At 42.6% G+C, this 24,087-nt stretch carries 21 protein-coding genes; 14 read left to right on the top strand and 7 right to left on the bottom strand.

Features of this window, described 5'->3' with window-relative positions; translation table 11 throughout:
- Positions 1-2: 2 nt before the first annotated feature.
- Entirely contained in the window at positions 3-761 is a 759-nt protein-coding gene (locus tag NST40_RS20380; RefSeq protein WP_342409940.1) for a DUF6063 family protein, read from the top strand.
- On the top strand, positions 748-5,235 hold the full coding sequence (locus tag NST40_RS20375) for a hypothetical protein (RefSeq protein WP_342409939.1): 4,488 nt from the start codon (positions 748-750) through the stop codon (positions 5,233-5,235). The genes NST40_RS20380 and NST40_RS20375 overlap by 14 nt, the downstream gene beginning before the upstream one ends.
- Positions 5,236-5,316: 81 nt before the next feature.
- On the opposite strand, the gene NST40_RS20370 is transcribed toward NST40_RS20375, so the two are convergent.
- The 3 genes from NST40_RS20370 to NST40_RS20360 all read right to left on the bottom strand — a co-directional run bounded on the left by NST40_RS20370 (position 5,317) and on the right by NST40_RS20360 (position 8,602).
- Positions 5,317-6,201, bottom strand: a complete 885-nt coding sequence (locus NST40_RS20370) for a DMT family transporter (RefSeq protein WP_342410913.1) — start codon at positions 6,199-6,201, stop codon at positions 5,317-5,319.
- Positions 6,201-7,052, bottom strand: a complete 852-nt coding sequence (locus NST40_RS20365) for an AraC family transcriptional regulator (protein WP_076218426.1) — start codon at positions 7,050-7,052, stop codon at positions 6,201-6,203. Before NST40_RS20365 ends, NST40_RS20370 begins: the two co-directional genes overlap by 1 nt.
- An 86-nt stretch (positions 7,053-7,138) precedes the next feature.
- Positions 7,139-8,602, bottom strand: coding sequence for an ATP-binding protein (locus NST40_RS20360; protein ID WP_256720974.1), 1,464 nt, complete (start codon positions 8,600-8,602; stop codon positions 7,139-7,141).
- Positions 8,603-8,799: 197 nt separating this feature from the next.
- On the opposite strand from NST40_RS20360, the gene NST40_RS20355 reads away from it, so the two are divergent.
- Together NST40_RS20355 and NST40_RS20350 are read left to right on the top strand one after the other, a co-directional pair.
- Positions 8,800-9,522 carry an MOSC domain-containing protein gene (locus NST40_RS20355; protein WP_342409938.1) on the top strand — a complete coding sequence of 241 codons (723 nt, stop codon included), beginning with the start codon at positions 8,800-8,802 and terminating at the stop codon, positions 9,520-9,522.
- Positions 9,523-9,614: 92 nt separating this feature from the next.
- Positions 9,615-11,687 (top strand): serine hydrolase domain-containing protein, encoded by a 2,073-nt coding sequence (locus NST40_RS20350; RefSeq protein ID WP_342409937.1) that lies wholly within the window; start codon positions 9,615-9,617, stop codon positions 11,685-11,687.
- 56 nt (positions 11,688-11,743) lie between these two features.
- Here the strand turns inward: NST40_RS20350 and NST40_RS20345 are convergent, their stop codons facing one another.
- Positions 11,744-12,175 (bottom strand): flavodoxin domain-containing protein, encoded by a 432-nt coding sequence (locus NST40_RS20345; RefSeq protein ID WP_076190655.1) that lies wholly within the window; start codon positions 12,173-12,175, stop codon positions 11,744-11,746.
- 427 nt (positions 12,176-12,602) lie between these two features.
- Here NST40_RS20345 and NST40_RS20340 point away from each other — a divergent pair, with 427 nt between their 5' ends.
- A complete protein-coding gene (locus NST40_RS20340) occupies positions 12,603-12,944 on the top strand; it encodes a DUF4181 domain-containing protein (RefSeq protein WP_076127294.1) in 342 nt (113 codons plus the stop codon).
- Positions 12,945-13,245: 301 nt separating this feature from the next.
- Here NST40_RS20340 and NST40_RS20335 read toward each other — a convergent pair whose 3' ends face one another.
- On the bottom strand, positions 13,246-14,055 hold the full coding sequence (locus NST40_RS20335; protein WP_076127292.1) for a lipase family protein: 810 nt from the start codon (positions 14,053-14,055) through the stop codon (positions 13,246-13,248).
- Between the two features lie 133 nt (positions 14,056-14,188).
- On the opposite strand from NST40_RS20335, the gene NST40_RS20330 reads away from it, so the two are divergent.
- The 5 genes from NST40_RS20330 to nagA all read left to right on the top strand — a co-directional run bounded on the left by NST40_RS20330 (position 14,189) and on the right by nagA (position 19,797).
- Positions 14,189-15,478 (top strand): L-serine ammonia-lyase, iron-sulfur-dependent, subunit alpha, encoded by a 1,290-nt coding sequence (locus tag NST40_RS20330; protein WP_076218429.1) that lies wholly within the window; start codon positions 14,189-14,191, stop codon positions 15,476-15,478.
- 199 nt (positions 15,479-15,677) lie between these two features.
- On the top strand, positions 15,678-17,144 hold the full coding sequence (locus NST40_RS20325; protein ID WP_076301717.1) for a YdiU family protein: 1,467 nt from the start codon (positions 15,678-15,680) through the stop codon (positions 17,142-17,144).
- A 38-nt stretch (positions 17,145-17,182) separates the two neighbouring features.
- Entirely contained in the window at positions 17,183-17,665 is a 483-nt protein-coding gene (locus tag NST40_RS20320; protein WP_076301716.1) for a DinB family protein, read from the top strand.
- A 175-nt stretch (positions 17,666-17,840) separates the two neighbouring features.
- A complete protein-coding gene (locus NST40_RS20315; protein WP_076301715.1) occupies positions 17,841-18,626 on the top strand; it encodes a DeoR/GlpR family DNA-binding transcription regulator in 786 nt (261 codons plus the stop codon).
- 22 nt (positions 18,627-18,648) lie between these two features.
- Positions 18,649-19,797 carry an N-acetylglucosamine-6-phosphate deacetylase gene (gene nagA, locus NST40_RS20310; protein ID WP_076127285.1) on the top strand — a complete coding sequence of 383 codons (1,149 nt, stop codon included), beginning with the start codon at positions 18,649-18,651 and terminating at the stop codon, positions 19,795-19,797.
- Here nagA and NST40_RS20305 read toward each other — a convergent pair.
- Positions 19,786-20,556, bottom strand: coding sequence for an AraC family transcriptional regulator (locus NST40_RS20305; RefSeq protein ID WP_076127284.1), 771 nt, complete (start codon positions 20,554-20,556; stop codon positions 19,786-19,788). The genes nagA and NST40_RS20305 overlap by 12 nt on opposite strands.
- A 19-nt stretch (positions 20,557-20,575) precedes the next feature.
- Positions 20,576-21,157: a LysE family transporter gene (locus tag NST40_RS20300; protein ID WP_038572164.1), complete on the bottom strand. Its 582-nt coding sequence runs from the start codon at positions 21,155-21,157 to the stop codon at positions 20,576-20,578.
- A gap of 116 nt (positions 21,158-21,273) precedes the next feature.
- Between NST40_RS20300 and NST40_RS20295 the strand changes: the two genes are divergently transcribed.
- The 4 genes from NST40_RS20295 to NST40_RS20280 all read left to right on the top strand — a co-directional run bounded on the left by NST40_RS20295 (position 21,274) and on the right by NST40_RS20280 (position 24,087).
- Entirely contained in the window at positions 21,274-21,828 is a 555-nt protein-coding gene (locus NST40_RS20295) for a GNAT family N-acetyltransferase (RefSeq protein ID WP_076301714.1), read from the top strand.
- Between the two features lie 189 nt (positions 21,829-22,017).
- The gene (locus NST40_RS20290) at positions 22,018-22,497 is read left to right on the top strand and encodes a DUF6530 family protein (protein WP_342409936.1); all 480 of its coding nucleotides are present in this window, start codon (positions 22,018-22,020) and stop codon (positions 22,495-22,497) included.
- 42 nt (positions 22,498-22,539) lie between these two features.
- A complete protein-coding gene (locus NST40_RS20285; protein ID WP_038572157.1) occupies positions 22,540-22,899 on the top strand; it encodes a GIY-YIG nuclease family protein in 360 nt (119 codons plus the stop codon).
- A 189-nt stretch (positions 22,900-23,088) separates the two neighbouring features.
- Entirely contained in the window at positions 23,089-24,087 is a 999-nt protein-coding gene (locus NST40_RS20280) for a Gfo/Idh/MocA family oxidoreductase (protein ID WP_076218419.1), read from the top strand.

Here is a 24,087-nt window from a genome sequence, read left to right as displayed (position 1 = left end):
ACATGAGTTATACATTAGAACAGGTACAGCAAGCTTCGCGGCTATTTTTTGAATTGCTCCGTAAAAAAGTAATTCCTCTCGATGACCCTGCAGCGGCAGAATGCCTTCAGGATGCAGGAACTTATGATGCACTTCAGTATGTTGCTAAAGAAGGGGGCTGTCGGGTGATGAATTCCGGGCACCGTCTCCATCTGCTAGTTAATCCGCTAGGGTCAGTGTTTGCAACCAATTTCACCCAGTTGAAGAACAAATATTCACGTGTTGAGCGTAAAACTCACTTACATATTATCAATATTATTATCCTGGTTTTTCTAGCCGAAATGGATCAGGATGAGAATCATTTTAAGTCGGGGCAGGACAGTATGTCCTATATACAAATTGCTGATCAGGTGTCGTCTCTCTTTCAGACGTGGATTCAGATGGATGAGGAGGGACGATTCAGCCAGCAGTGGCAGCTTGATATCCAAGCGATGTTTAAGGTATGGACCAGTCTTTACATGCAGACTAAGAGTCAGGAAGAGAGTGATCTTCTGACCAGAGGCGCAGGCTCACGAATTGGGCTGATTCATGAAGGCATGAAACTTCTGGAAGAGGAGAAACTCGTATTCATCTCTGAAACAGAGAAGCGTATCTTTCCTCGGGAAGAGCTTTATGAGAGAATGCGTTATTTATATCATGATGTCGATCGATACCAGGAATTAAAGAGCCTCATTGGAAGAACTTTAGCTGAGAAAGACGGTGCTACCTATGCCGCGGATTGAACGCATACGAATTACAGGACTTAAATACGAGAAGATGCTCAAGAAATACGACGACATGATTCTGGACCTCTGCAACGAAGAGGGACCCGCTAATACGCTTATTACGCTCATGAATGGCGGTGGAAAGGGCGTACTGCTGCAATCTATTTTCCAGCTATTGATGCCCAAAACACCATGGGGCAAAGACAGTGAGAACCAGGTTGAGGCATTCTTTCATAATCATAAAAAACAACTTAAACCGTACACTTTTCACGTAGCTATCGAATGGCATCTCGACAACAATGAGCGCAATGAGTATATGACCACGGGAATCGCTATGACGGCACATAATTCGCTTGATCAGCAGGATATCAAAGTGGATTACTTGCTGTACGCACTTACAGATTACGGTGAAGCGGCTGAACTTACGCTATCAACGTTGCCGTTATTTAACGAGGTGACTGCTGAACCTACGAGTTTTGAAACGATCCAGCAATTTGTGCGCGATCGGCGGGGAGAGATTGTACCTTTTGGCAGCCATAGCTCGGATTTGAAAAGATATTATGACTTCCTGGCTACCCGGGATATCCATATCGCCGAGTGGCGTAATATGCGGCGGATCAATGGTGAAGAGGGCGGTATCAAAGGTTATTTTAAAAAAAATGATGCCTTCACCAATCATAACTTGTTCGAAAAGCTGATTATTCCTGAAATCGGATCTAGTCTGAATGAAGGATTAAAGGAAGACGACAATACGCTGCAGCGGATGTTTATCGATACAGCAACAGTGGCTCAGCGCTTGCCGATGCTTGAACAGCGGGAGCAGGTCTATACAGAGTTTCTTAGTATGGCTGCACCACTTTATGAGCTGGTAAAACTAGGCGTGGAAGCAGAAAACGTAGTTCAAGAAACGGAATTACGTGGACGCCAAATCTATACGGTTATCTATGAAGAGCAGAGAAATGCAGAAGCTGAGCGAAGTAAGATTGCTGATGAACTGGCTGGACGTTATCAGGATGCGAAGCAATTGCGCTTTGAGACAGACAATCTTAAATACTTACGCAACAAGGAAGAAACGGAACTGAAGCAAGAAGAGTTTAAGAAGCTCAGTGATGATCAGAGCCGTGCGCGTGGTCGGCTGGAGGATTCCAAAGCGCAAGAGAAGAAGCTTGAAGTAGCTTATTTTCTGGCTAAACGGTTGCTCCATACCCGGCAAATTGAGCAGTGGCAAAAAGAAATTCAAGCTATCGAAGGTTCTCTGGAGATGAAAGAACGGCAGGAGGTCATTCAGGCAGCCAAGGAACAGCTGCGGAAACAGTGGGATGTGGTGTTTAATCTCTGGCAGCAAACGATCAGAGAGTTTGGGACAGCACAGCAAGACCTAACGGCGGAAGAGAGAAGATTGCGCAAGGAAAGGGAAAGTTTCTTGGTAGAGCTGGCCGGGCTGGATAATCAGATCAATGATTTGACCTTATCTATTCGCCAATACACGGAAGAACTCGGAGCATTCGCAGCCCAATATGGGCAGGATGCCGCCCATTCTCCGGCAGCTGCCCTGCAGCGTACGATCTCAGCGGCCAAAACGATTCTTCAAGACATTGGAGACTTGGAAGAACAGCACAAGCAGGAAGAGATTCGGAAGCTGGCACTGCATAAGAGTCATGCTGAGCTGAGTGAGAAACGGCGTTCTTATGAGCGTGAAGCGGACGAGCTTGGGGTTCTGCTTGAGTCACAGACTCAGAAAGAATCCCAATTATGGTCACAGCTCGTTGTACTGCTGGAAATGTATGAAGAGCATAATCGTTTAGGAGCTACTGGCCTTTTTGAAGAACAAGATGTTATCCCGGCACGTTTTATCCGAAAAATAGATGAAGTAGAGCAACAGACTAAACGTTCCAGAAGGGATTACTATAATCAGCTCATGGATGTGGAACTTCAGAACCAATCCTACTGGCTACCCAATTCAGATATTCTGACGGTCAAAGATACACTCGATTCGTTAAAGATTCAATCAACACTAGGTAGTTCCTACTTAAATGACCGTCCGTATCTTGAACGTGAGGAAGAACTGGAGCAATATCCGTTACTTCCATATAGTTTGATTATGACCCGGCGCGAAGCTGATAAAATTCAGCCGGAACTGATGAAGGACACCTTGCTTAAATCAGCGGTGCCGATCTTTATCCGTGAAGAGATGGCAGCTTCGCATCAAGATCAAGCATCCTTCATGCTTTTTGCGAATCAAGGGCCGCAAATGGTCTTGCAGCCGGATCGTTTCCAGGATTGGAAGAGCAGTATTCAGGGGAAGCTCAAAGAACAGGAGCAGATCCTTCAGGACTCTGAAGCTTATTTATCTAAGTTAAAATCGGTGCGTCAAGAATATGAACGTTTATTCCAAACCGAGAATACCATGACGCTTACAGCCAAGCAGGATGCCCTTATTAAACTGCAGGCTGAACTTCAGCAGAGCATTAACAATCTGAGCCATGAGATGGATGAGAACGAAGGGACGCTTACCCGGATCGGACGGGAGCTCGCTGAGAACAAAGTTCTAAGTGTGGAGCATGAGCAGAGAGCGGGGGTTCTGCAAGCTTGGATTGAACGGACGAAGAAACAGGAACAAGATTATAAGGAAAAACAAAAAATAATCGAACGAAAGAATCTGGTGAGCAAAGAGTTAGCAGGTAAAGATCAGCAGCTTGAACACCTAAAGGTGCAAATGGAAAGCTTGAGTGGACAACGCAATAAATGGACGAGAGAAACCGAATATGCGATGTTCCCCAGACTGCAACGATGGTTTCCTGAGATAGTTTTCCCAACAGATCACCAGCTTTCTGATGAAGGAGAAGTCATACCTATAGATCCTGTAGAGCAGAATCTTCTCTTGCAGCAGCTCAGTACCGTGGAAAGTCTACAGCAATCATTAACTGAAAATGAACTGGAAGTTCGGACAAGAGCTGCACAGATTAAAGCAGCAAGCGAGAATCTGGCTGAGCTTGAATCCAGCCTGAATCAAGTGGATGTGAATTGGCGGAAGGCGACTGAACCTACGGAAACGTCTGAGACCATTATGGCTGCAAGAAATCACCAAAAGACGGATACTACTTCGTTGGAGGAAGACTATCAGATTGTTCACGACGGTTACATCCGCTGCCAGACTGAATTGGAGAACTTGCAGAAAGAGTTGCGCAAAGTAGAGAAGGGGATCAAAGAGAAACATGAACGTGCCGTGGAGCTTTGGAATGAGGCGCTAGGGGATAAGGAGACAGAAATTCAGGAGCGCTGCCAAGCGAATGAGCTTATGCTTAATCAGTGTAAAAGATCCTTGGACCGAATCGATGTCCTCCTTCAGACTTTATCCAATCAAATCAAAATAATGAACGCGCATATTGAGGATCGCGTCAACCTACGGAGTGTGCCAGAAGAAATAACGCTGAGGGTTAGAGAAAGCTGCGAGCCTCTAGTAGCCGACTGGCTTCTCCGCATTAAGGATAGCCGGATTAGACAGGATGAGATCTCCAAAAAGGTGAAGGAAGAGAAAAATTCCTTAACCGAAAAACTTGCGAAAAATGAACGGAATTCCGAACTGGAGACCAAGATTCTAGATCGATTGAATACGGTCCATTGGGATAATTTCGCCATTGCACTGCAAGTCCTAGATTCCATGCTACGCAGTTCGCGCGATCAGATCGAGAGCATTCAAAGCGATAAGGAAGGCATGGATCTCTCCCGCAAGATGTGGGTTGGCCGGGCATCTCTACGAGTGGTTCAAATCATTGATATTATGAAGCGAATGGAACGCCGGATGATTATTCATAACGAGAATAATTATGCCTTCCCGCTGGTACGTCTGAACTACAAGAATATCAATGTGCCAAGAACAAGCGATGAGGTAGAGCCGATGGTGAGTGACTACTTCAATCAATGCATCAATGAATTGCTCAAAAAGTATCCCAAGATAGAACAAGTGCCGGCGCTGGTAATCAAAGAGGTTATTAATGACGGACGAATTGTCTATGCAGCGCTGCAGAACCGCTTTCCGATACTTCAAGTGTATAAACCGGTAACGGAGAATTATTTCCTCTACGCCGCACCGGAAGATTATCATTATTCGGACTGGGAGATTATTAATCGCGGCGCACTGGATGAAGCAGTCGGCAGTGGTGGGCAACGTCAATCTGTACAGCTGCTGGTCGCAATGATGATCATGACGCATAAACGGGTGAATCGTGAGAATAAAGGCTGGACGGTCTTTTTATATGACAATCCTTTCGGAGAAATGGTCTCCAATAACGTGCTTGACCCCGTCTTTGAAATTTCCAAGGCGCTCAAATTCCAATGGCTGATTGTTACGCCGCCGGAGCTGGTGAAGAATGATGTCAGCGTGCGCTTTGGCGTGTATTGGCAGCTTTATTTTGGAGGCGTCAAAGGGGACATGCTGGAATCGACCCTGATCAAGGGAGGAAGAAAGCTTATTCCTGTCTCGTTGTTCTGAGTATGGAATGAAACTTAAAGAAGCTCCAGTATGCATCACGCTGCTGGGGCTTCTTTTTATTAAATGTTAAAGATGGTGTGGTTATTTAGGTTTGCGTTCGGAAATATATGAACCGGTGAGCGTTAAAAAAGTTCCCGTCAGGATCGCCCAGGTGATCTTTTCATTCAGAACAAGGGCAGAAGCTGCCACTGTAATTACAGGCACAATATAGATGTATACACTTGTTTTTACAGCCCCTAGAATCCCTACAGCTTTATTCCAAGTCAAAAAACACAGTGCCGAGGCACCCAGACCTAAGAAAAGCAGGTGAGCTACATTTGAAATCTCTTTGAATCTACTCAGACCCAGCTGGAAATCAAACAGAAACAGAGGAGGCAGCATAAACAGCAGACCATAGAAAAATACTCTGCGGGTAGCCCCTATAGTATGAACCTTTAGTAGGCTTATTTTTCGCATCAACACTGAATATATTGCCCAAACCACAGGTGCCAGCAATGCCAGCAAGTCGCCGATGGGGTTCAGTGGCAGAAGATAACTCCCGTTCAGCCCAATTAATATAATTCCTGCCAAGGCTATCAAAAATCCTATAAAAAACTGCCTATGAAATTTCTCTTCTTCTAAAAAGAAGTGAGCGATAACCGCCGTGAAAAATGGAGCGATGGAGACAATCACACCTACATTGGATGCAAGGGTATAGACTAGGGCAATATTTTCTATAAGAAAATATAACGTGACTCCACAAAGACCTGCTGAGATAAAGAGTAATTCCTCTTTAAAGGATGTAGTTCGGATTGGACGTGAATAGATCAGTAACAGTACAAAGTACCCAATAAGAAAACGGAAGAACAGAATTTCCACAGGCGTAAAGTCTTTTAACAGTATTTTTGTGGAGATAAAGGTGGTTCCCCAGATTAAAATCGTAAGCAATGCCAGCAGATGTCCTGTGTTAATCTTGCGTTGATTTATCATTTCGTAAGTTCCATTGATGACTTTACTCCCGTTTGTTGAACAAATATACGCATATATTGCTTAGGGGTTAAGCCTATGAGTCTTTTAAAAAAATTTGTGAAATGGCTCTGATCACTGAATCCGGTTAGAGAGGCCACTTCTATTGGCAATATTCCTTGTTCTAAAAGCCTTTTGGCGTGGTTGATGCGAATAGTTTCCAAGTAACGGTAAGGTGATATTCCTTTCTGTCTGGTAAATAAACGCAGCAAGTAATATTTACTTAAGCCGCTCAATTCACTTAGCTGGTTCAGCGTAATGTTCTGCGCATAATGTAACTCTATGTATTCGCAAATGATTTTAATTTCAGAAGTAGGCTCTTGAGCGGGACAGAGGGTTTCTGTCTCCGTGTATTCTCTCAGAAGCTGCTCAAGGAGAAATAGAAACAACTCTTCTTTTTGAAAATCGGATTGATCCTCTAATATCATTTGGTGCAGATCGTGTAAAGGGCTCGACAGTTCACTTTGGTAGAGGACATTGTGTGTGAACCGCGGTAAGTAGTCTATGCCGGTAATTTCTAGCACATACTCACGCATGACTTCCGGCTGAATATTGATGCAGCGATAGTCAAGCGTTCTCCCGTCTATCTGTTCACAGGCATGGGGATCCGCCGGATTAAAGATGACCACATCTCCGCTGTTAAGAATATGCTCTTCTTGGTTACATAGCAGATGTCTTTTTCCTTGTTCAATAAAACCTATGACATAATAGTCATGAAAATGGTTGGGAAACTTCTGCATAATACCTTCGAATCGATAGGCCTCAAATTTTAAGTCACGATCGAAAACAACTGTTCGAACTTCACGAGTCATTGCTGCACCTTCTTTTCCAATTATGTATAACCATTATAATGTGAAAATTAGGGGCATTCTTGCATGATGTTGCGATACCTCATCTTCTACATGATAGGTTCCTCAGGTGTAATGATCGTTGGAATACTCACAGTAAAAGTTGTTCCTTGCTCCAGAATACTTTCTATAGAGATCGCTCCGCCATGATTATGTATAATATTTTGTGTGATCATATAACCTAAGCCTGTTCCTGTTTCTTTGGTCGTATAAAATGGTTTGCCGAGGGCATTGATCTGTTCCTCTGTCATCCCACAGCCTTCATCCTGCACACTGATTCGGGCTTCTCTGTCATAGGTTTGCACATGAATATAGATGTTTCCCCCATGATTCATTGCTTCCATCGCATTTTTAAGTAAGTTAATAAATACCTGCTTCATCTGATAAGCCTCACCATTGATCCAAATGGATTGATCAGTACAGACAGGGAGGATCTTGAGATTTTTTAGGGCAGCTTGTCCATTCATTAGTGTGGTGACTTGTTCCAGCAAAGACAATAAATCCACTGGTTTACTAATATGAGTGGTTTGGGGTTTAGATAAGACAAGCAGTTCGTTGACGATGAACTCGATGCGTTTCAATTCTGACTCAATAATGGAAATATATTTATCATTCATCCGCTCGGAAGAGCGCAGTAGCTTCATAAAGCCATTAATGGCTGTAAGAGGATTCCGTATTTCATGAGCGATTCCAGCTGCTAACTGTCCTGCTGTGGATAATTTCTCGGACTGTATCAGTCGTTCATCTTCCAATACTTGCTCGGATATATCTTTGAATATGCCAATGTAGGCTTCGTTTCCCTCATAAATGATCGGCAATGTAATCCCATCTACATATTTCTGCTGGTTATTTAAACAATTAATCAGGTAGCAGACAGAACCTGTTGTTCTATCAGTGTTGAATTTCTTTCTTCGTTCTGAGAGAATTTCATAATTAGAGTAGTCTACAATATCCATAGTCGATAGACCAAGCACTTGATCTAGGCTTTCCGCATGGATTAATTGTAAACCTGCCGAATTTGCATACAGAACAATCCCTCCCCTAGTGATAAGCACGGGCTGAGGCAGTTCCTCCAGCAGCTGTAGAAAAGAGCTCTCTTTTTCAAGTAGATGGGAATTCACAACCTGAAGCTGAGTCTCCATTTCCCTGATCAGGGTTTTATTCTCGAATTGAGTAAAATAATATATGGGTTGACCATTGTCACCCAGAAGGATAGATATGGAGACCTTTAAAGATAACCGGCGTCCGGTGGGATGGAAATAATCTACTTCGAGTCTCTGCGGATCAGTGCTCGTAGGTGGAAGAGAACTTCCTAATGAATTGAATTTATGAATCTGATCTAGTAGGGTACGGACGGTTGGAGAGGGTGTCGTTAATTCGGTTTCATCATACCCCAAGAGGTCGCATAATGCTGAATTCAGTTTTAGGAACGTTCCATCAAGCGAAATAAGGGCCATACCCATCACGGCTTGAGTAAAAACAAAGTCAAAACCTTGAAAATCATTTGTCCGCACAGCAGGTTACCTCTCTTCTTTATGGGGGAGTGAGTGTTATTTCAAAATGCAATATGTCTAACAGTCATAGTATAAAACATATAACTCAATAAAACATATAAAATTTCTGGGTTATTAGATATTCATACAACAGTTAAATAAAATCAGGTAGAATAGGAAGATACGTTGCATTTTAAGACAAGTGGAGGCGTTGTATTATGTTATCAGTTGTTGGTGAAATTCAAGGAATTAATCGTTACCCGGTCAAGTCATTTGCGGGTGAAAAATTAGAAAGCTGTATGATTGAACCGTATGGAATGCTTGGTGACCGTTTTTGCTCCTTTTACGATGAGTCAAAAGAGGGCTGGCGAAGATATATCACCGCTAGAAATATACCGAATATGCTTACCTATCAAGCGCAATTTATAGATGGACAAATCCATGTAACGGCATCAGACGGGCGAACCTTTGGATGGGATGATAATCTATTGGAAGAAATCCAAAGCCAAATCAAAACTCCAATCACTATGTCTGGTCTAAAAGCTGCACATCCACAGCCAGAACATCCGCAGCTCCTATCCGTGGATGGCGCTAGTATTCTACTCATTACGGATGCCAGCTTAAAAAAACTGGAGGCAACCTGGGGGCATTCCTTGGATCAACGTCGTTTTCGCGGGAATTTTGTTATCGCGCTGAATGATGATTCTCTTTTTGAAGGAGATTGGATTGGACGCCGGCTCAACATTGGGGATGTACAGCTACAGGTAGATAGTTTTTGTGAGAGATGTGTTGTGATTACGATGGACCCGGATAGTCTCCAGAAGGACCCAGTGCTTTTGAAAAAATTACATAAAGAGTTTGATTTGCATTTCGGAGTCTATGCCTCAGTAATCAAAACAGGGGAAATTCGAATCGGAGATAAAGTAGAAATAGTAGATTAGATATATAATCCCAATAGTATAAACTTCCTTTACATTACTCCATGGATAAATTATCCTTTAAAGGATGACGATTTCATATCGGGAGGTTATGTATGAAGAAAAATTTGGCATCCTTATTAGTTGCATTGCTTCTATTGGTGTATGTCCCTACTAGTGTTTTAGCAGCGGATAGCAGCAAAGGGCAAACGTATGTGAACACTCAGAAGGTGGCAGCAGAGAAGGCGGCGTTCTTAACGGAGAAGCTGGGGACGACTAGTCTCCAATATGCTCTTATTGATGGCGATAATATCGTTGTGAGCGGTCAATCTGGATTTAGCCATGTGGAGAGTAAGACAGCACCAAGCGTCACAACGATGTATGGTATTGGCTCAACGAGTAAAATGTATACAACAGCTTCTATTATGAAGCTTGTTGAGCAAGGAAAAGTAGATTTGGACGGTTCAGTCGTATCTTATTTGAATAATTTTACGATGGAAGATTCTCGTTATAAGCAAATCACTGTACGGATGCTGTTGAATCATTCATCAGGTCTTGCTGGCTCGAACTTATCCAATTCTTTCTTATTTAATGATTCCGATCCTATTGCAAAAGATAGTTTGCTAGAGACTTTGTCAACACAACGTCTGAAGGCCGATCCAGGCGCCTACTCAGTATATTGTAATGATGGCTTTACGTTGGCTGAGTTGATTGTTGAAAAGGTCAGTGGCACGGACTTTACCACATTCATTCATCAAAATTTCACAGAACCTCTAGGGCTTGAACATACGAAAACGCCTGTAGATTCTGTAGCTTCTTCTCAGCTGGCTAGTGTCTATAATGCTACCTACTCAGCAGCTTTACCCAAAGAAACCATTAACGTGATTGGAACAGGTGGTATCTATTCCACTGCTGAGGATTTGGTGCGTTTTGCAACTATTTTTACAGGCCAATCGACTGGCATTTTGTCAGAAAAGTCTGTAAAAGCGATGGAACAAGAGGAATATAAGCGTGGAATATGGCCTAAAGGAGCCGATAATTCGTTAGCTTATGGATTAGGCTGGGACAGTGTGAACTTATATCCATTTAACCAGTACGAAATCAAGGCTTTGACAAAGGGTGGAGATACAGGTCTGTATCATACCTCATTAGTTGTACTGCCCGAGCAGCGGATGGCAGCAGCAGTAATATCTTCTGGCGGATCAAGTACAACGGACCAGATGCTTGCCAACGAAATTTTACTCAGCGCTTTACAGGAAAACGGAGTTATTAAGGAACTGAAAGCTACACCAACATTTAAAACTTCGAACAAAGAAGATATGCCGCAAGAATTGTTAAACTATGCGGGTGTCTATGGTGATTCTACGCAACTAATGAAGATAGAGGTTAGTAAAGCTGGGGAATTGAGTATATCTTCAATTATAGCTCCTACAATGCCTGCGCAGAAATTTTCCTATAATTCGAACGGTGAATTCTTAGATGCAGAGGGTACAAGTAAAGTTAGCTTTGTGAAGGAGAGCAATGGCCGTATCTATCTTTGGAGTCAAGGGTATGGGGTGATTCCAGGACTTGGTGAAACTGCCGTTACCCAATATGCAGCTGAGAAGCTTGAACCTAATGCTCTATCTCAAGAGGTCACTACTGCATGGCAGCAGCGCCAAGGGAAATTGTATTTTGATGTCAGCGAGAAGTACAGCTCCCAATATTACATGAGTATGCCGGTAGCTGGAATCGCTATGTTCCCTGACGCACCTGGTTATATGGGCTCGAATAAAATAACTGGGCCTAATAAAGCAGAAATGACCGTGCAAATCCCAACCATCGCTGGACGCGATCTTGCGGATCTTATTTTTGAAGAGAAAAATGGTGTGGAGTATTTAAAGATTGGCAATCAATTGTTTATACATCAAGATGCGGTTAAACCTATTTATGCAGGCCCGCAATCTATGGTAACTATCCAATCAGATGGATATGCTAGATGGTATGGAGTTCCTGAAACGGCAACAGGTAAGATAATGACAGTAGAGCTGCCAACCAAGAGTTCTTTTGCCGTCTATGATGAGAATGGTGTATGTGTGAATTACTTCACCATAAGCGGTCTTAAACAAGTCAAACTTCCTAGCAACGGCAAAATTGTATTTGTAGGTGATGTCGGTGCGAAGTTTGAAGTGACCCTCAAGGCGCAATAAACGTATATAAAAAAAGAATCCTGTTATCAAGATTTTCGTCTTGGTAACAGGATTTTTTATTTGAAATTTTGTGAGAATTCTCTTATTTTATCTACCAAAATCCCTTTTAGCTGATCAGTACCTTCCTTTGGAGCCTTATAGGCCTTATAACCTCCAAAAGATTCAATACAAATCGCAGCTTCTTTCAGATCATCAGGGAAATTTTTCTCTATTAATTCTTCGGTTTTCTTAGGTTTCTCGTTGCAAATGTAGTAGCCCATCTTCTTAGTCAGTAACTCATCTTTATTTTTTTTGATAAAGTCACGAATGGCTTTATATATTTTTTCATCTCTTACTCCTGCTCCTAAAATAATGCTATCAAATGCCTCGATATTCGGCTTCTCTAATTCTATATTGCAAATTTTGCTCTGAGGTAGCTCTTCTGATAATACTTTTGCACATTGTTCTGTTGCTCCAGATTTTGTAGCGTATAGAATAAGTACTGCCATTGTGTTCCCTCTTTTCAGTTAAGATTAATCGTGTTCCCGCATTGAAAAAACTCTCGCATACCAATTATCTTGATTATCGAGATATAGTATATTTTATCGAATATACTGATCATTTGTCAAGCCAACGGCAAGCTCCTGAGTGTTAATTAGATATCCTTATTATGGTATCATGGGAATAATATTAATCTAATGCTAACTATATCTTTAATGAAATATACAAAAATAAGAGGAGTGAACGTAAATTGGGGATCATCGTAATGCTAATCATCTATTTGTTGCTTGGAATATTCGTGATTAAAGTAGGCATCGATAACTCTAGAAGTACGCAACTATCAAAAGAAATATTAAATGAGTTAAAAGAAATCAAAGAACTAATGATCAGAAATAAATACGAATGAATTCTATATAAGAGTGGAGGTGAACGAAAGTGAAAATTGGACTTATACTTATAATCCTTGCTTTTTCTAACCTATTTCTAAGGATATGGATTGTTGGCCCGGATAAAGAAAAACTTCCTGAAGACGGTTATGAGCTTAATATAAAAGGGAAGCTTATACTTGCACTTGTGGGATTAATTACGGGGATTGTGATAATAATTGCCGATGGCCCAGAGGGTACGGTTATGAAGTGGTTTTGGATTGTAGTTATAATAGTAGCAATAGGATTTCAGTCGTTTATCGACTGGAAATTTCTAAAACATACGAAACAGCACATAGTTTCACTTATTCTGTTAGTCCTAGGTGTGGTATTAGTTTATTTTATATTCTGATCTAGTTTCATTCGTACCGGTATCGGACCCAGATGATGTTAATTGCTAAATAATCGCCTTTTGAGCAGCGTTTCGGACTCCAGTGCAGCTATTCGTTAGAATGTGACTTATATTACGGGTTTTTATGCCAATAGTGGCCATGGGGTCCGATGGAATTCTTAAAGTGGAAATATACTGCTGTTAGAGTCGATGGGGTCCGTTAGTGACTTTGTGACTGCTGATGGTTTCGAATCATACGAAGAAAAGAGGTGTTCCGGCGGCCAGCATATGGCTTGTTGGGCACCTTCTTTTTGTGTTCACATTATACTTCTGCTTTCGTAGCCACGAGTGGACAGAATCCAGGGTTCGTTATACATAATTCTTGAGCGAATTCCGGTTGGAGCTTGGAGAGCTCGGCGAAATAGCTGCTGATTACGTGATTACCACTTGTAGATCCATTCTGGAAAGACAGTGAGTTAAAAGTATGGACATGATTGTAATAATACTTTTTTTCCCGTTTGGGGAGCTTATAGACATGTGGAGGTGCGTAGGTTACAACATCAAAAAGATTGGCATACCGGTAACTCTTCCGCACATATTGTTTGAAAATATTAACGAAGTCCGGATCACCTACCCGTGGGGAACCATAAGTATATAGGTTAGGTGAGGTGTAAGAGGTATTTGCCGCAATATCTAAGGTACATAAGGTGGCGAGCGCTCCACCGAGGCTGTGGCCCGTAATGTATAAGGTCTTGTCAGGAGATAGCTTGGAGAGCGCAGAGAAGATGCCGTCCCGAGCTGAAGAATAAATGTTGGTGAAGCCACGATGGGTGAGAGAGTCTTCTTTAAGATATTTGAACCGTTCCTGTGAAGCGAGGACGTTGGATATCCAATTGGTCGTCGTACTGGTTCCCCGAAAAGCGATAATAATCTCTTGTGGAGACTCCAAAATAAAGCCGAAACGTTCCCATACATTATTGAAGGATTGTGCTTCAATGGGATGACATAGCTGATAATCTAATGGAATGACGAAAACTCCATCTATATTTGAAAATTGTGTATAGGTCTGCCCGCAGACTGCAGCTAGAAAGATCGCCCTTTGCTCTTGCTCATCCCTCTTACTCACGTACATCCCGCCTTTCTTTCCTACACTATATTAGGGGGATGAAGGAGTGTTTCCTAAGAAAAAGGATTCCCTGAAACTTCTCTCTGAGTTACTATATATAAATAAGTCCAACAGCGTGAGAAAAGGGGGAAATGCATACATGAGCAACTTATTGGAAATTTTACACAAGGAAGTCGTGCCGGCAGAAGGCTGTACGGAGCCGATTGCAGTTGCGTATGCCGTCTCCTTGGCGGCAGAGCTTCTCGAGGAAGAAATTACGGGGATTCAGCTGCATCTCAGCGGTAATATTATCAAAAATGCAATGGGAGTGGGCATTCCCGGGACAGGCCAGACAGGCCTGCCCATCGCAGCAGCCCTTGGAGCGGTGGTCGGCCGTTCTCACAAGGAGCTGGAAATTCTGTCAGGTCTGACGCAGGCTGAGTTGAAGATGGCAAATGACCTGCTGGATAGAAAGCTGCTAAAAGTGGAGATAAAGGACACTCCTGAGAAATTATATATTGAAGCCCAATTGTTTACGCAGAACCATACGGCGACTGCCATTATTGCCAGAGAGCATACCCATATAGAATATTTGGCTCTGGACGGGGAGAAAATAACACCCCGGAATTCAAAAGCCGACTGTGGCAAGCCTGGTCTTTCCGACACGGAAGAGTATGCGGGCTCAGTTGACCAGATATTCGAGTTTATCTGTACCGCTCCTTTTTCAGACCTTAGCTTTCTCTTGGAAGGGGCGCGGATGAACAAAGCGATCTCTGATGAGGGATTGCGAGGCGATTATGGCTTGCAAGTAGGTAAGAAAATGAATCAGCAATCTGCGGTGAATCTGTTCGGCAATGATGTAGCGAACAGAATTATCGCGGCTACCGCAGCGGCTTCAGATGCTCGAATGGATGGCAGTGCAATGCCTGTGATGACAACTGCGGGCAGTGGCAATCAAGGCATCGCCTGTACGCTTCCCGTTATAGCTCTGGCGGAATTGCTGGACAAGGATGAAGAAATGCTAGCTCGGGCGCTTGCACTGAGCAATCTGGTCACTGTGCACATCAAACATTATATCGGGCGTTTGTCCCCATTATGTGGTTCAGGGATTGCAGGGGGAGTAGGAGCAAATAGCGGGATCATTTATCTCATGGGCGGCAGTCTTGAGCAGATCAAGCATGGGATACAGAATACGATAGCTTCTTTGTCAGGCATGATCTGTGACGGTGCGAATTCTACCTGTGCGCTGAAGATTTCCACCTCCACCAATACGGCGATCCAGGCAGCCACTCTGGCTATGAACAACATTGCTCCTACAACCAAGGATGGTGTAATTTTCGAAGAGGTGGAAGATACCATCCGCAACATGGAGCGTTTGGTTCAGGAAGGGCTGGCGGATACTGACAAGACCATTCTCAATATTATGCTCTCCAAAGGCGGAGCGAATTAGCTTCCAAATAAGTTGAAAACAAGATAGAACATCATAATTAAGACCGCCCGGTTCCCTGCATAAAATGGCAGGAAGCCGGGCGGTCTTTGTAACACTTCGGCAAAAACATAGGTCTGCGAGAAGATTTGCATTAAATTTTAACATAACTTATTCTGAGTTAATAAAGGCATAGAGACTGAGGGTATGAAAAGGAGATAATATGACAGAGAAAATAGATATAGGCTGGAATTTTGCGAACAGTTATACTCATCTGCCGGAATCAATGTTTACAAGGATTAAGCCAACGCCTGTGCGTAAACCGGAACTGATTATTTTTAATGAACCATTGGCTACTACTCTTGGGCTGAATAGCACAGCACTACAGAGTAAGGAGGGTCTTGGGATTCTTGCCGGCAACGAAGTTCCTGAAGGTACCCTGTCGCTTGCACAAGCTTATGCTGGACATCAATTCGGACATTTTACCATGTTGGGAGACGGTCGAGCAGTGCTGCTGGGCGAACAGATCACCCCTCAAGGTGATCGTGTAGATATTCAATTGAAGGGTGCGGGAAGAACCCCATACTCTCGTGGTGGCGATGGCCGGGCAGCGCTTGGACCGATGTTACGCGAATATATCATCAGTGAAGCTATGCATGGACTTGGGATTCCTACGACTCGCAGCTTGGCGGTGGTAGCTACAGGGGAGCCGCTAATTCGGGAAACGGAACAGCCGGGGGCGGTTCTGACCCGGATTGCTGCCAGTCATTTGCGTGTTGGAACCTTCCAATATGTTGCTGCATGGGGGACTGTGGAGGATCTGCGTATTCTGGCTGATTACACGTTGCAAAGACATTATCCAGAAGCTCCTGTGGAAGATAATCCATATCTTGTTCTGCTTCGGGAAGTAATGGAACGTCAAGCAGCGCTAATTGCCAAATGGCAGCTTGTAGGTTTTATTCACGGAGTGATGAATACTGATAATATGGCCCTTAGCGGAGAAACGATTGATTATGGTCCATGTGCCTTCATGGATGTGTATAATCCTGAGACAGTATTTAGTTCCATAGACCAGCAGGGTCGTTATGCTTACCACAATCAGCCCGGGATTGGCGCATGGAATCTCGCCAGATTTGCCGAGACTCTCTTGCCATTGCTGGCTGACGATCAGGCACAGGCGATTAAGCTGGCTGAGGAGGCAATTTCAGATTTTTCGGAGCGGTCCTATCAATATTGGCTAACGGGAATGAGAGCGAAGCTGGGAATCTTTAACGAAGAGTTAGAGGATGTTGCTCTGATTGATACCCTCCTTGAACTGATGCAAAAATATCGGGCTGACTACACTAATACATTTCGGTCCTTAACTCTAGGCGTAATGGAAGATGCTGCTCTGTTTGGCACCCCTGAATTTAAGGAATGGAATGAGCTGTGGCAGGCGCGACTTAGCAGGCAGCAGGAATCACAATCCTCTTCGCTGAAGCTGATGCACAGCAGCAATCCTGCGATTATTCCACGGAACCATCGTGTAGAAGAAGCGCTTGAGGCAGCGGTAGAGCGGAAAGATTACGATGTGATGGAGAGGTTACTTCAAGCTTTGACTAACCCATACGCCTACTCCTCTGAACAAGAGGAATACTCGGCACTTCCTGAGGAATCCGCATGTCCATATCGTACATTCTGCGGTACTTGATTTGCATATAATTTATCTGGAAAATGGGGGAAGGAAGAATGTTTCATGCTTATGATGTTCTAGCCAATCAGTTGCTGGCCAATGCGAATGATCCGAGTTGGTATGTGCCCCTTGAAGTGGCGGTTAAAGACTTAAGTGAAGAAGAAGCTTTTTGGAAGGTAACGGAAGAAAGCAATAGTATTGCTGAGATTGTGCAGCATCTGCTTTACTGGAATGAAACTTGGCAAACAAGGTATAAAGAAGCCAGTGTTCAGGCGGTTCCTCCAGTGGATAGTAATAATAATACCTTTGTCGTTGCAGAAGGGAAAACGTTCCAAGCGCTGCAAAAACAACTTTTAGAGGTTCTTTTACACTGGCAGGAATTGATTAAGAAAGAACAATTGGAAGCTGATGTTCAAGGATTTCCAGACAGTAAATGGTGGGAAGTCCTCGGAAATGTAACAACCCATAATGCTTATCATGTGGGCCAAATTGTTTATATTCGAAAGATACAGAAGAGCTGGAACCGCGATGTGAAGTGACATTGTGAAGTGAATCCTAAAGAATAGACATTTTAAAGGCGTTAGCGGATGCACATTCATCTGGCTTTCGTCTTTTTTTACGTATTAATACTTATATATACTTAATTATTAACTTATAAACGCTTGTAAATACTTATAAAATGACTTATGATGACTTTAGGAGGTGAATTTCATTATGTATCAAGAGGAACGATTATTAAAAATACTCGAATATTTGAAACAACACCAATCGATGAGTGTTCAAGATATCTGTACGCAATTTGAAGTCTCAAGAGATACTGCCCGACGGGATATTGTTAGGTTAGTACAAGAGGGCGTCGTTGTTCGGACGCATGGCGGTCTAGCGTTACCTGAATTGCAAAAAGAATTATTATCTTATCAAGATCGTTTGATCGATGAATCCGAGAGTAAGCAGAGAATAGGGAAGATCGCGGCCGGGCTTATCCAAGATCGTGAGACTGTAATTTTAGACGTATCGACCACTGTACAGTTTGTTGCAGAACAAATTAGTGCGCAGGATATTACGGTTGTCACGCACTCGATAGATAATGTAGGGATTTTATCCCATCGCGAGGATCTGCTAATTTATGTACTTGGTGGTTACTTGAATGTGAAAAACCGCTTGTTATATGGTTCTTCCATTATCGATAGACTTAGTGAAATTCGTGCGGATAAAGCCTTTATTGGAGCATCGGCGATCTGTGCTGATGGACTCTATTATCCTTATGAAGAAGATGCGCGGGTAAAAAGAGAAATGGCTCGAAGATCTGATCAAGTGATTTTAGTAGCGGATCACACCAAATTTAATGCTAAATCCTTTTATCGGCTAGACTTTGATTTCGTTGATATTTTAGTTACAAATCGAGAGCTTCCAATCGAGATCAGAGAAGTTCTAGATCAGAAGAACATCACAGTTATTGAGTGCCTAGATGAAGCTGAAGAGGTTCGAAATCAAGAGTGATAACGACTGGAGGAGAATGTTTATGACTTATATTTTGCAAAATGTACAAGTAGTGCTTCAGAATAGTATAGTTTCAGCGGCCAATGTATGGATTTCTGAAGGAAAAGTGATGAGGATAGACTCAGGAGATATTTCTATCCCAGAGGGTGAGTATGAACGGATTGATGGCGGAGGGCATTTGTTAGTGCCCGGAATGATAGATGTGCATATTCATGGCGCTAACGGGTTTGATATGATGGACGGTACTGAAGAGAGTATTCAAGAAGTATCGAAGGCTTGTGCAGCTTCTGGTTGCACCTCATTTCTGGCTACCTCTGTGAGTTCTACGATGGAGGATCTTTTAGAGATGATTCGTAGTGTCAAACGTGTAATTGGGTATGAAGTGGGAGCAAAGATCGCAGGCATTCACTTAGAGGGACCTTATCTAAACCCCAAGAGAAAAGGAATGCAAAATGAAAAGTATCTGCGGCATCCTAACTTAGAGGAAATGAAGCTCATTTTCCAAGAAGCTGGATCACTCATAAAAATGGTTACGATTGCTCCTGAGCTGCCGGGAGGCATGGAGCTTCTTTCCTTTTTGAAAGAACAGGGAGTAGTGATAGCGATTGCTCATTCGGATGCCACATATGAGGAAGCCAAACAAGCTTTTGCCGCTGGGGCAAGTCATGTTACGCATTGTTTTAATGGCATGCGGCCGATCCATCATCGAGATCCGGGGATTGTGGTTGCCGCTTTCGAAGAGAAGCATGTGAGCCTGCAAGCTATTGTGGATAATGTCCATCTGCATCCTGCAATTATCCGCTTGATGCATACCATGAAAGGACCGGAAGGAATGGTCTTGATCACAGATGCCTTACAGGCAATGGGGTTAGGGGATGGAAATTATATATTTGGAGGACATCAGGTTACGGTATCTGGTGGCATAGCGCGATTGGAAGATGGCACGCTGGCCTCCAGTACAGTTACCATGAATGAAGCCTTACGTTATACTGTCGAAACTGGAATTTCGCTCACAGATGCCGTGCAAATGGCTTCAACTACACCGGCCAATATTCTTGAACTTCAACAAAAGGGGACGATCACCTCTGGCTTGGATGCTGACCTGGTTCTCTTGGATGATGAATTCAAAGTGCTCTGGACAATGGTAGGAGGGCAGATCTTACAGCTGTGACCGGTATTCATGTGCGGTTATTCCGAACACGCTTTTAAAATGCCTGTTCAGATGAGTTAGATCCACAAATCCGCAATCTACAACAGCTGCATAGATATCCTTGGTTCTCTCTATGGACTGCTTGGCACGCTCTACCTTGCAATTTAAGAAAAATTGATAGGGTGATATTCCTGTATGTGTCTTAAACTCGCGAATAAACTGATATTTGGATAGACCAAACTCTGTGCAGAGATCGTCCAGCTTCAGCACATGGTCTAAACTGCAGTACATCATTTCCTTTGCTTTTTTGAGAAATTTATTATTCGTTCTACGATCGGTAACTATTTCAGTATTAGAGACTAAATGAACCAGAGTGAATAGCAGTTCACTGCACAAAGACTCCTCTTTGCCATTCTGAATGGCATGGTTTAGGGCTAATATGCACTGCGCCAATTTGTCATCGTATAAGATAGGAGTGGCGAAGCGGAGTTCTTTTTTTCTTAATATCTCTAACATTAGGGTTGGCTTAATATAAAGCATGACATAATCAATGCCACCTTTATCATACGCATTGCCATCATGCGTTTGTTCTGGATTAAACAACATTACGCCATTTTTATGAGAGGATTGCAAACTACCGTCAAGATTATATTGCTGAATGCCACGAAGGGTCACACCGAGTGCATATTCCTCATGGCAATGTTTTTTATAGGTGAAATCAGTAAGGCTGGCGGATAAGGACAGGATCTCTGCTGACTTTTTATAGTTAAATTTCTCCACGTTCTTAACCTCCGCGACTTTATAGGATTCCCGATATCATAATGGCCGAGTATACTAAAAACAGTGCCATCACGGTATTTAGAACTTTTTGATGATTTTTCATAAATGTTCTGAAGATTGTCCCAAATACAACCCATGTCGTAAATGCAAAAAATCCGATCACAGTTATAATTATAACAAACATAAACAAGGCAAGCGAAGAGGTATAGAATGGCATTACGTAGTTGGGAATGACCGTTAGTGTAAATACTAGCACTTTAGGATTCACAAGCTGCATAAGCACGCCTGAGCGGAAATTGGCATTGGGGTCAGGCTGGTCTTCCATTGAACCCATTTTAAAGATTTTATAAGCAAGGTAGAGCATATATAAACTCCCAATGACTTGCATAATGATCAGGATATTTGGGATGATTTCTACTAGAACACGGTTCAGCAGAGTAGAAAGGATGAGTAATAAGCCAAAAGCCAGCGTAGATCCGTATACATACCCCATTGATTTTTTAGCCCCGGAATGTTGCACGGAAGAAAGAATAACAATATTGGTAGGACCGGGTGTAAATGTAGCGACAACGCAATAGATCAGAAAGGACAATATATTCATGATGACCTCCAGTAAAGTAGTTCTATGAATATAAACCTTTCAGTCTGAATGCTGATAGTATATTATTGCAGGATTTTTAAGAATTCCGGCCGGGAATAGAAGAGGTGTCCGAATCAATGAATAAGAGTAATCCAATGACCATAAGCACACTTTCTCCAGCTGATTTTGAATCCACATGCTCTGTTTTTGAAACTTCAATCCAAGATGCCTTTGAAAAAGAAGGGCTTGATCATTTACAAGACGATATCCAAAGTGAAATAGATCATAAAAAGCAAATGGTGATGGCTTCACTGGATACTACGACTGGGGAGCCTTACTTCCTTCTTGCAAAAATAGAAGAGCAGGTTGTCGGTACGATTTCCTTTGGACCTTGTGGCGAAGATATTCAAACCTGCACGGATCATCAGTTAGATGAAATATGGGAATTGGGCAGTTTATACATTATGCCAAGTTATCAGGGCCAAGGTGTGGGTTCAGCCTTAATTAAGGAAATGATGATATTTCTAAAAAAGCAAGGGGTAGAGCAGTTTTGTCTGGACAGCGGTTATAAACGTGCACAGGTCAGGTGGCAACGTAAATTTGGGCAGCCTTATAAAGTAGTAGAAGACTATTGGGGACCTGATTCTGTCCATATGGTTTGGTTTTGTAATGTGAATGATCATTTAAGCTAGAGATATATATTACATGAAAATAACAGTCCCTTTGCTACGCGCAGAGGGATTTTTTGTTTTGTTGGATAAAACGGGTGTAATGTCGTTTGACAGATGATCTTTTGCCGGGTAATATGAATCTTATATTTAGTAAATTAGTAATTTAGTAAATGAGTAAATTAGTAAATCATAAAATGGAGAGTGACTAACATGAAAATTCCAACAACTCTAAAACATAAACCTGTAGTCGTGTCAGAAAATTACGAGCAGGTTGATGGCCGCTACGCCGGGGACACAGATGCAAAAGGTCTGTCCCTAGGATTAGCACAATGGAACGATAGAGGAAAGGTCGACATCTCAGCAAAGGTATGGAGACATACAGGGGACAAATGGTCGAGACAGTCCGAAGAGCTGCCAATGCACAGAGTGCTTGACCTGGCAATTTTGATTTGCAGAAGTAGTTTGTATTTTCAAGAGGCCTATCGTTTTCCAAAAATGTATGATCCCGAGAGCCCTATGATTGATCGTATTGGACTGCAGGGAGATGCAATGAGTGTATCTGTATGTGCAGATAATCCCATGATTGATAATGATATTAAGCTGTTCGCTCAGGCGCTTAGTGATGATGGTGAAATGGTCGGAGAACGACTTTCGGTATTGTCCCGTTTATTGAAAGAAATGGGGTACTGAAATTTAGCAGAATGGCCTGTGAAAGGAGAATCATAAATTATAATGGACAAAAGTAAACGTAAAGAACTTCAGGAGCAATATAAGCAGCTCAAGACGTACATGGGTGCTATTCAAATTACAAACAAAAGAAGCGGGAAAATATTCGTTGACAGCTATCCCAACCTGAAGAATAAATGGATGACTATACAGATGCAATTAGATATGGGCAGATTTGCGAATGCAGAGCTGCAAAAGGACTGGAAGGAACTTGGAGCAGAAGCCTTCAGCTATGAGGTGTTAGAGCAGAAGGAGTCAGAAGACGTAACCGACGTGCGCTGGGAGCTTAAACTATTGAAAAAGAAGTGGTTCGAGAAACTGCAGCCCTTTGATGACAAAGGATATAATAAGCCACTAACCCATTAAGCCAAGTATAAAGAAACCTTTAGCTTTTATAGCAAGGGTTTCTTTTTTTAGGGATCGTATTTCACTCCGGATTTTATGTGTCGTAATATTATATATGTTTTGTCGCATTTTCCTACTAAAAAAGCTGTTTATTATGTGTTATTTTTATAGCAGATGTCAGAATAACATATATACGGGAGGCACAAGTAAATGACCATTAGAATTGGTAAGCTCAGCTATTGGCATGTGCATGCATGGGATTATACCAAGCAAGCTCAGGAGCATGAAGATACCGTATTAGCTGCAGTTTGGGACGAAAACGTAGAGCGTGGGAACAAAGCTGCGGAAAGCTTGAATATTCCTTTTTTTGAATCACTGGATGATCTGCTTGCGCAAGAGGATATAGATGCCGTTATCGTGGATGCACCAACGAATATGCATAGAGACGTAATCGTGGCTGCGGCCAAGGCGGGCAAACATATTTTTACAGAAAAAGTTATTGCCCCAACGTTAAAAGAAGTTAACGCAATTATCGCAGAAGTTAACGAGAACAAAGTGAAGCTAACGGTCTCCTTGCCTCGTTTAAATGACGGCTATACATTAACTATTCAAGAGATTCTAAGTCAGGAGCTGCTCGGCAAGATTACTTACGTTAGAGTTCGCTTATCCCATAACGGAGCAACGGAAAGCTGGCTTCCTGATCATTTCTTTAGCTTGGAGCAATGTGGAGGCGGAGCTTTGATTGATCTGGGCTGTCATCCCATGTATTTGGCAAAGCTTTTCTTAGATCAAGATGTGACTGGGGTTAGTGCTAATTTTGGGTATGTAACCGGTAAAGAAGTGGAAGATAATGCTGTAGTGACATTATTTACGGATTCAGGAGCAATTGGTGTGGTGGAGGCTGGTTTCGTGAATAGTCATTCGCCGTTTACTATCGAGGTGCATGGAACTGAAGGAACGCTGCTTTACGGAACACCAGAGAATAAGCTTCTTCTTAGAACGAACAAATCCACAGATAAAGAAGAAGGCTGGAAAGAAGTAGCCCTGCAAAGCAATCGTGAAAGCGCCTTCCATCAATGGGTTGATCATATTCAAAATAATACACTCGCCACTCAAAATGTTGAAATGGCAGTTGAGCTTACCAGATTAATGGAGGCGGCGAACCGCTCGGCTAAAGAAGGCTGTGTAATTCCGATTGGGAGGACTTAA

Origin of the sequence: Paenibacillus sp. FSL R10-2778 (genome assembly GCF_038593035.1) — a bacterium.
In the GTDB taxonomy this organism is placed as follows: Bacteria; Bacillota; Bacilli; order Paenibacillales; family Paenibacillaceae; genus Paenibacillus_AQ; species Paenibacillus_AQ odorifer.
The sequence above is the reverse complement of the archived record's forward strand: the minus strand, read 5'-3'. Positions and strand labels throughout refer to the sequence as shown.

Coding starts and splice junctions, on each gene's coding strand:
- NST40_RS20380 (WP_342409940.1), top strand. CDS start 3: ATGAGTTATACATTAGAACAGGTACAGCAAGCTTCGCGGCTATTTTTT.
- NST40_RS20375 (WP_342409939.1), top strand. CDS start 748: ATGCCGCGGATTGAACGCATACGAATTACAGGACTTAAATACGAGAAG.
- NST40_RS20365 (WP_076218426.1), bottom strand. CDS start 7,052: ATGACTCGTGAAGTTCGAACAGTTGTTTTCGATCGTGACTTAAAATTT.
- NST40_RS20355 (WP_342409938.1), top strand. CDS start 8,800: ATGTTATCAGTTGTTGGTGAAATTCAAGGAATTAATCGTTACCCGGTC.
- NST40_RS20350 (WP_342409937.1), top strand. CDS start 9,615: ATGAAGAAAAATTTGGCATCCTTATTAGTTGCATTGCTTCTATTGGTG.
- NST40_RS20345 (WP_076190655.1), bottom strand. CDS start 12,175: ATGGCAGTACTTATTCTATACGCTACAAAATCTGGAGCAACAGAACAA.
- NST40_RS20335 (WP_076127292.1), bottom strand. CDS start 14,055: ATGTACGTGAGTAAGAGGGATGAGCAAGAGCAAAGGGCGATCTTTCTA.
- NST40_RS20330 (WP_076218429.1), top strand. CDS start 14,189: ATGAGCAACTTATTGGAAATTTTACACAAGGAAGTCGTGCCGGCAGAA.
- NST40_RS20325 (WP_076301717.1), top strand. CDS start 15,678: ATGACAGAGAAAATAGATATAGGCTGGAATTTTGCGAACAGTTATACT.
- NST40_RS20320 (WP_076301716.1), top strand. CDS start 17,183: ATGTTTCATGCTTATGATGTTCTAGCCAATCAGTTGCTGGCCAATGCG.
- NST40_RS20315 (WP_076301715.1), top strand. CDS start 17,841: ATGTATCAAGAGGAACGATTATTAAAAATACTCGAATATTTGAAACAA.
- nagA (WP_076127285.1), top strand. CDS start 18,649: ATGACTTATATTTTGCAAAATGTACAAGTAGTGCTTCAGAATAGTATA.
- NST40_RS20300 (WP_038572164.1), bottom strand. CDS start 21,157: ATGAATATATTGTCCTTTCTGATCTATTGCGTTGTCGCTACATTTACA.
- NST40_RS20295 (WP_076301714.1), top strand. CDS start 21,274: ATGAATAAGAGTAATCCAATGACCATAAGCACACTTTCTCCAGCTGAT.
- NST40_RS20290 (WP_342409936.1), top strand. CDS start 22,018: ATGAAAATTCCAACAACTCTAAAACATAAACCTGTAGTCGTGTCAGAA.
- NST40_RS20285 (WP_038572157.1), top strand. CDS start 22,540: ATGGACAAAAGTAAACGTAAAGAACTTCAGGAGCAATATAAGCAGCTC.
- NST40_RS20280 (WP_076218419.1), top strand. CDS start 23,089: ATGACCATTAGAATTGGTAAGCTCAGCTATTGGCATGTGCATGCATGG.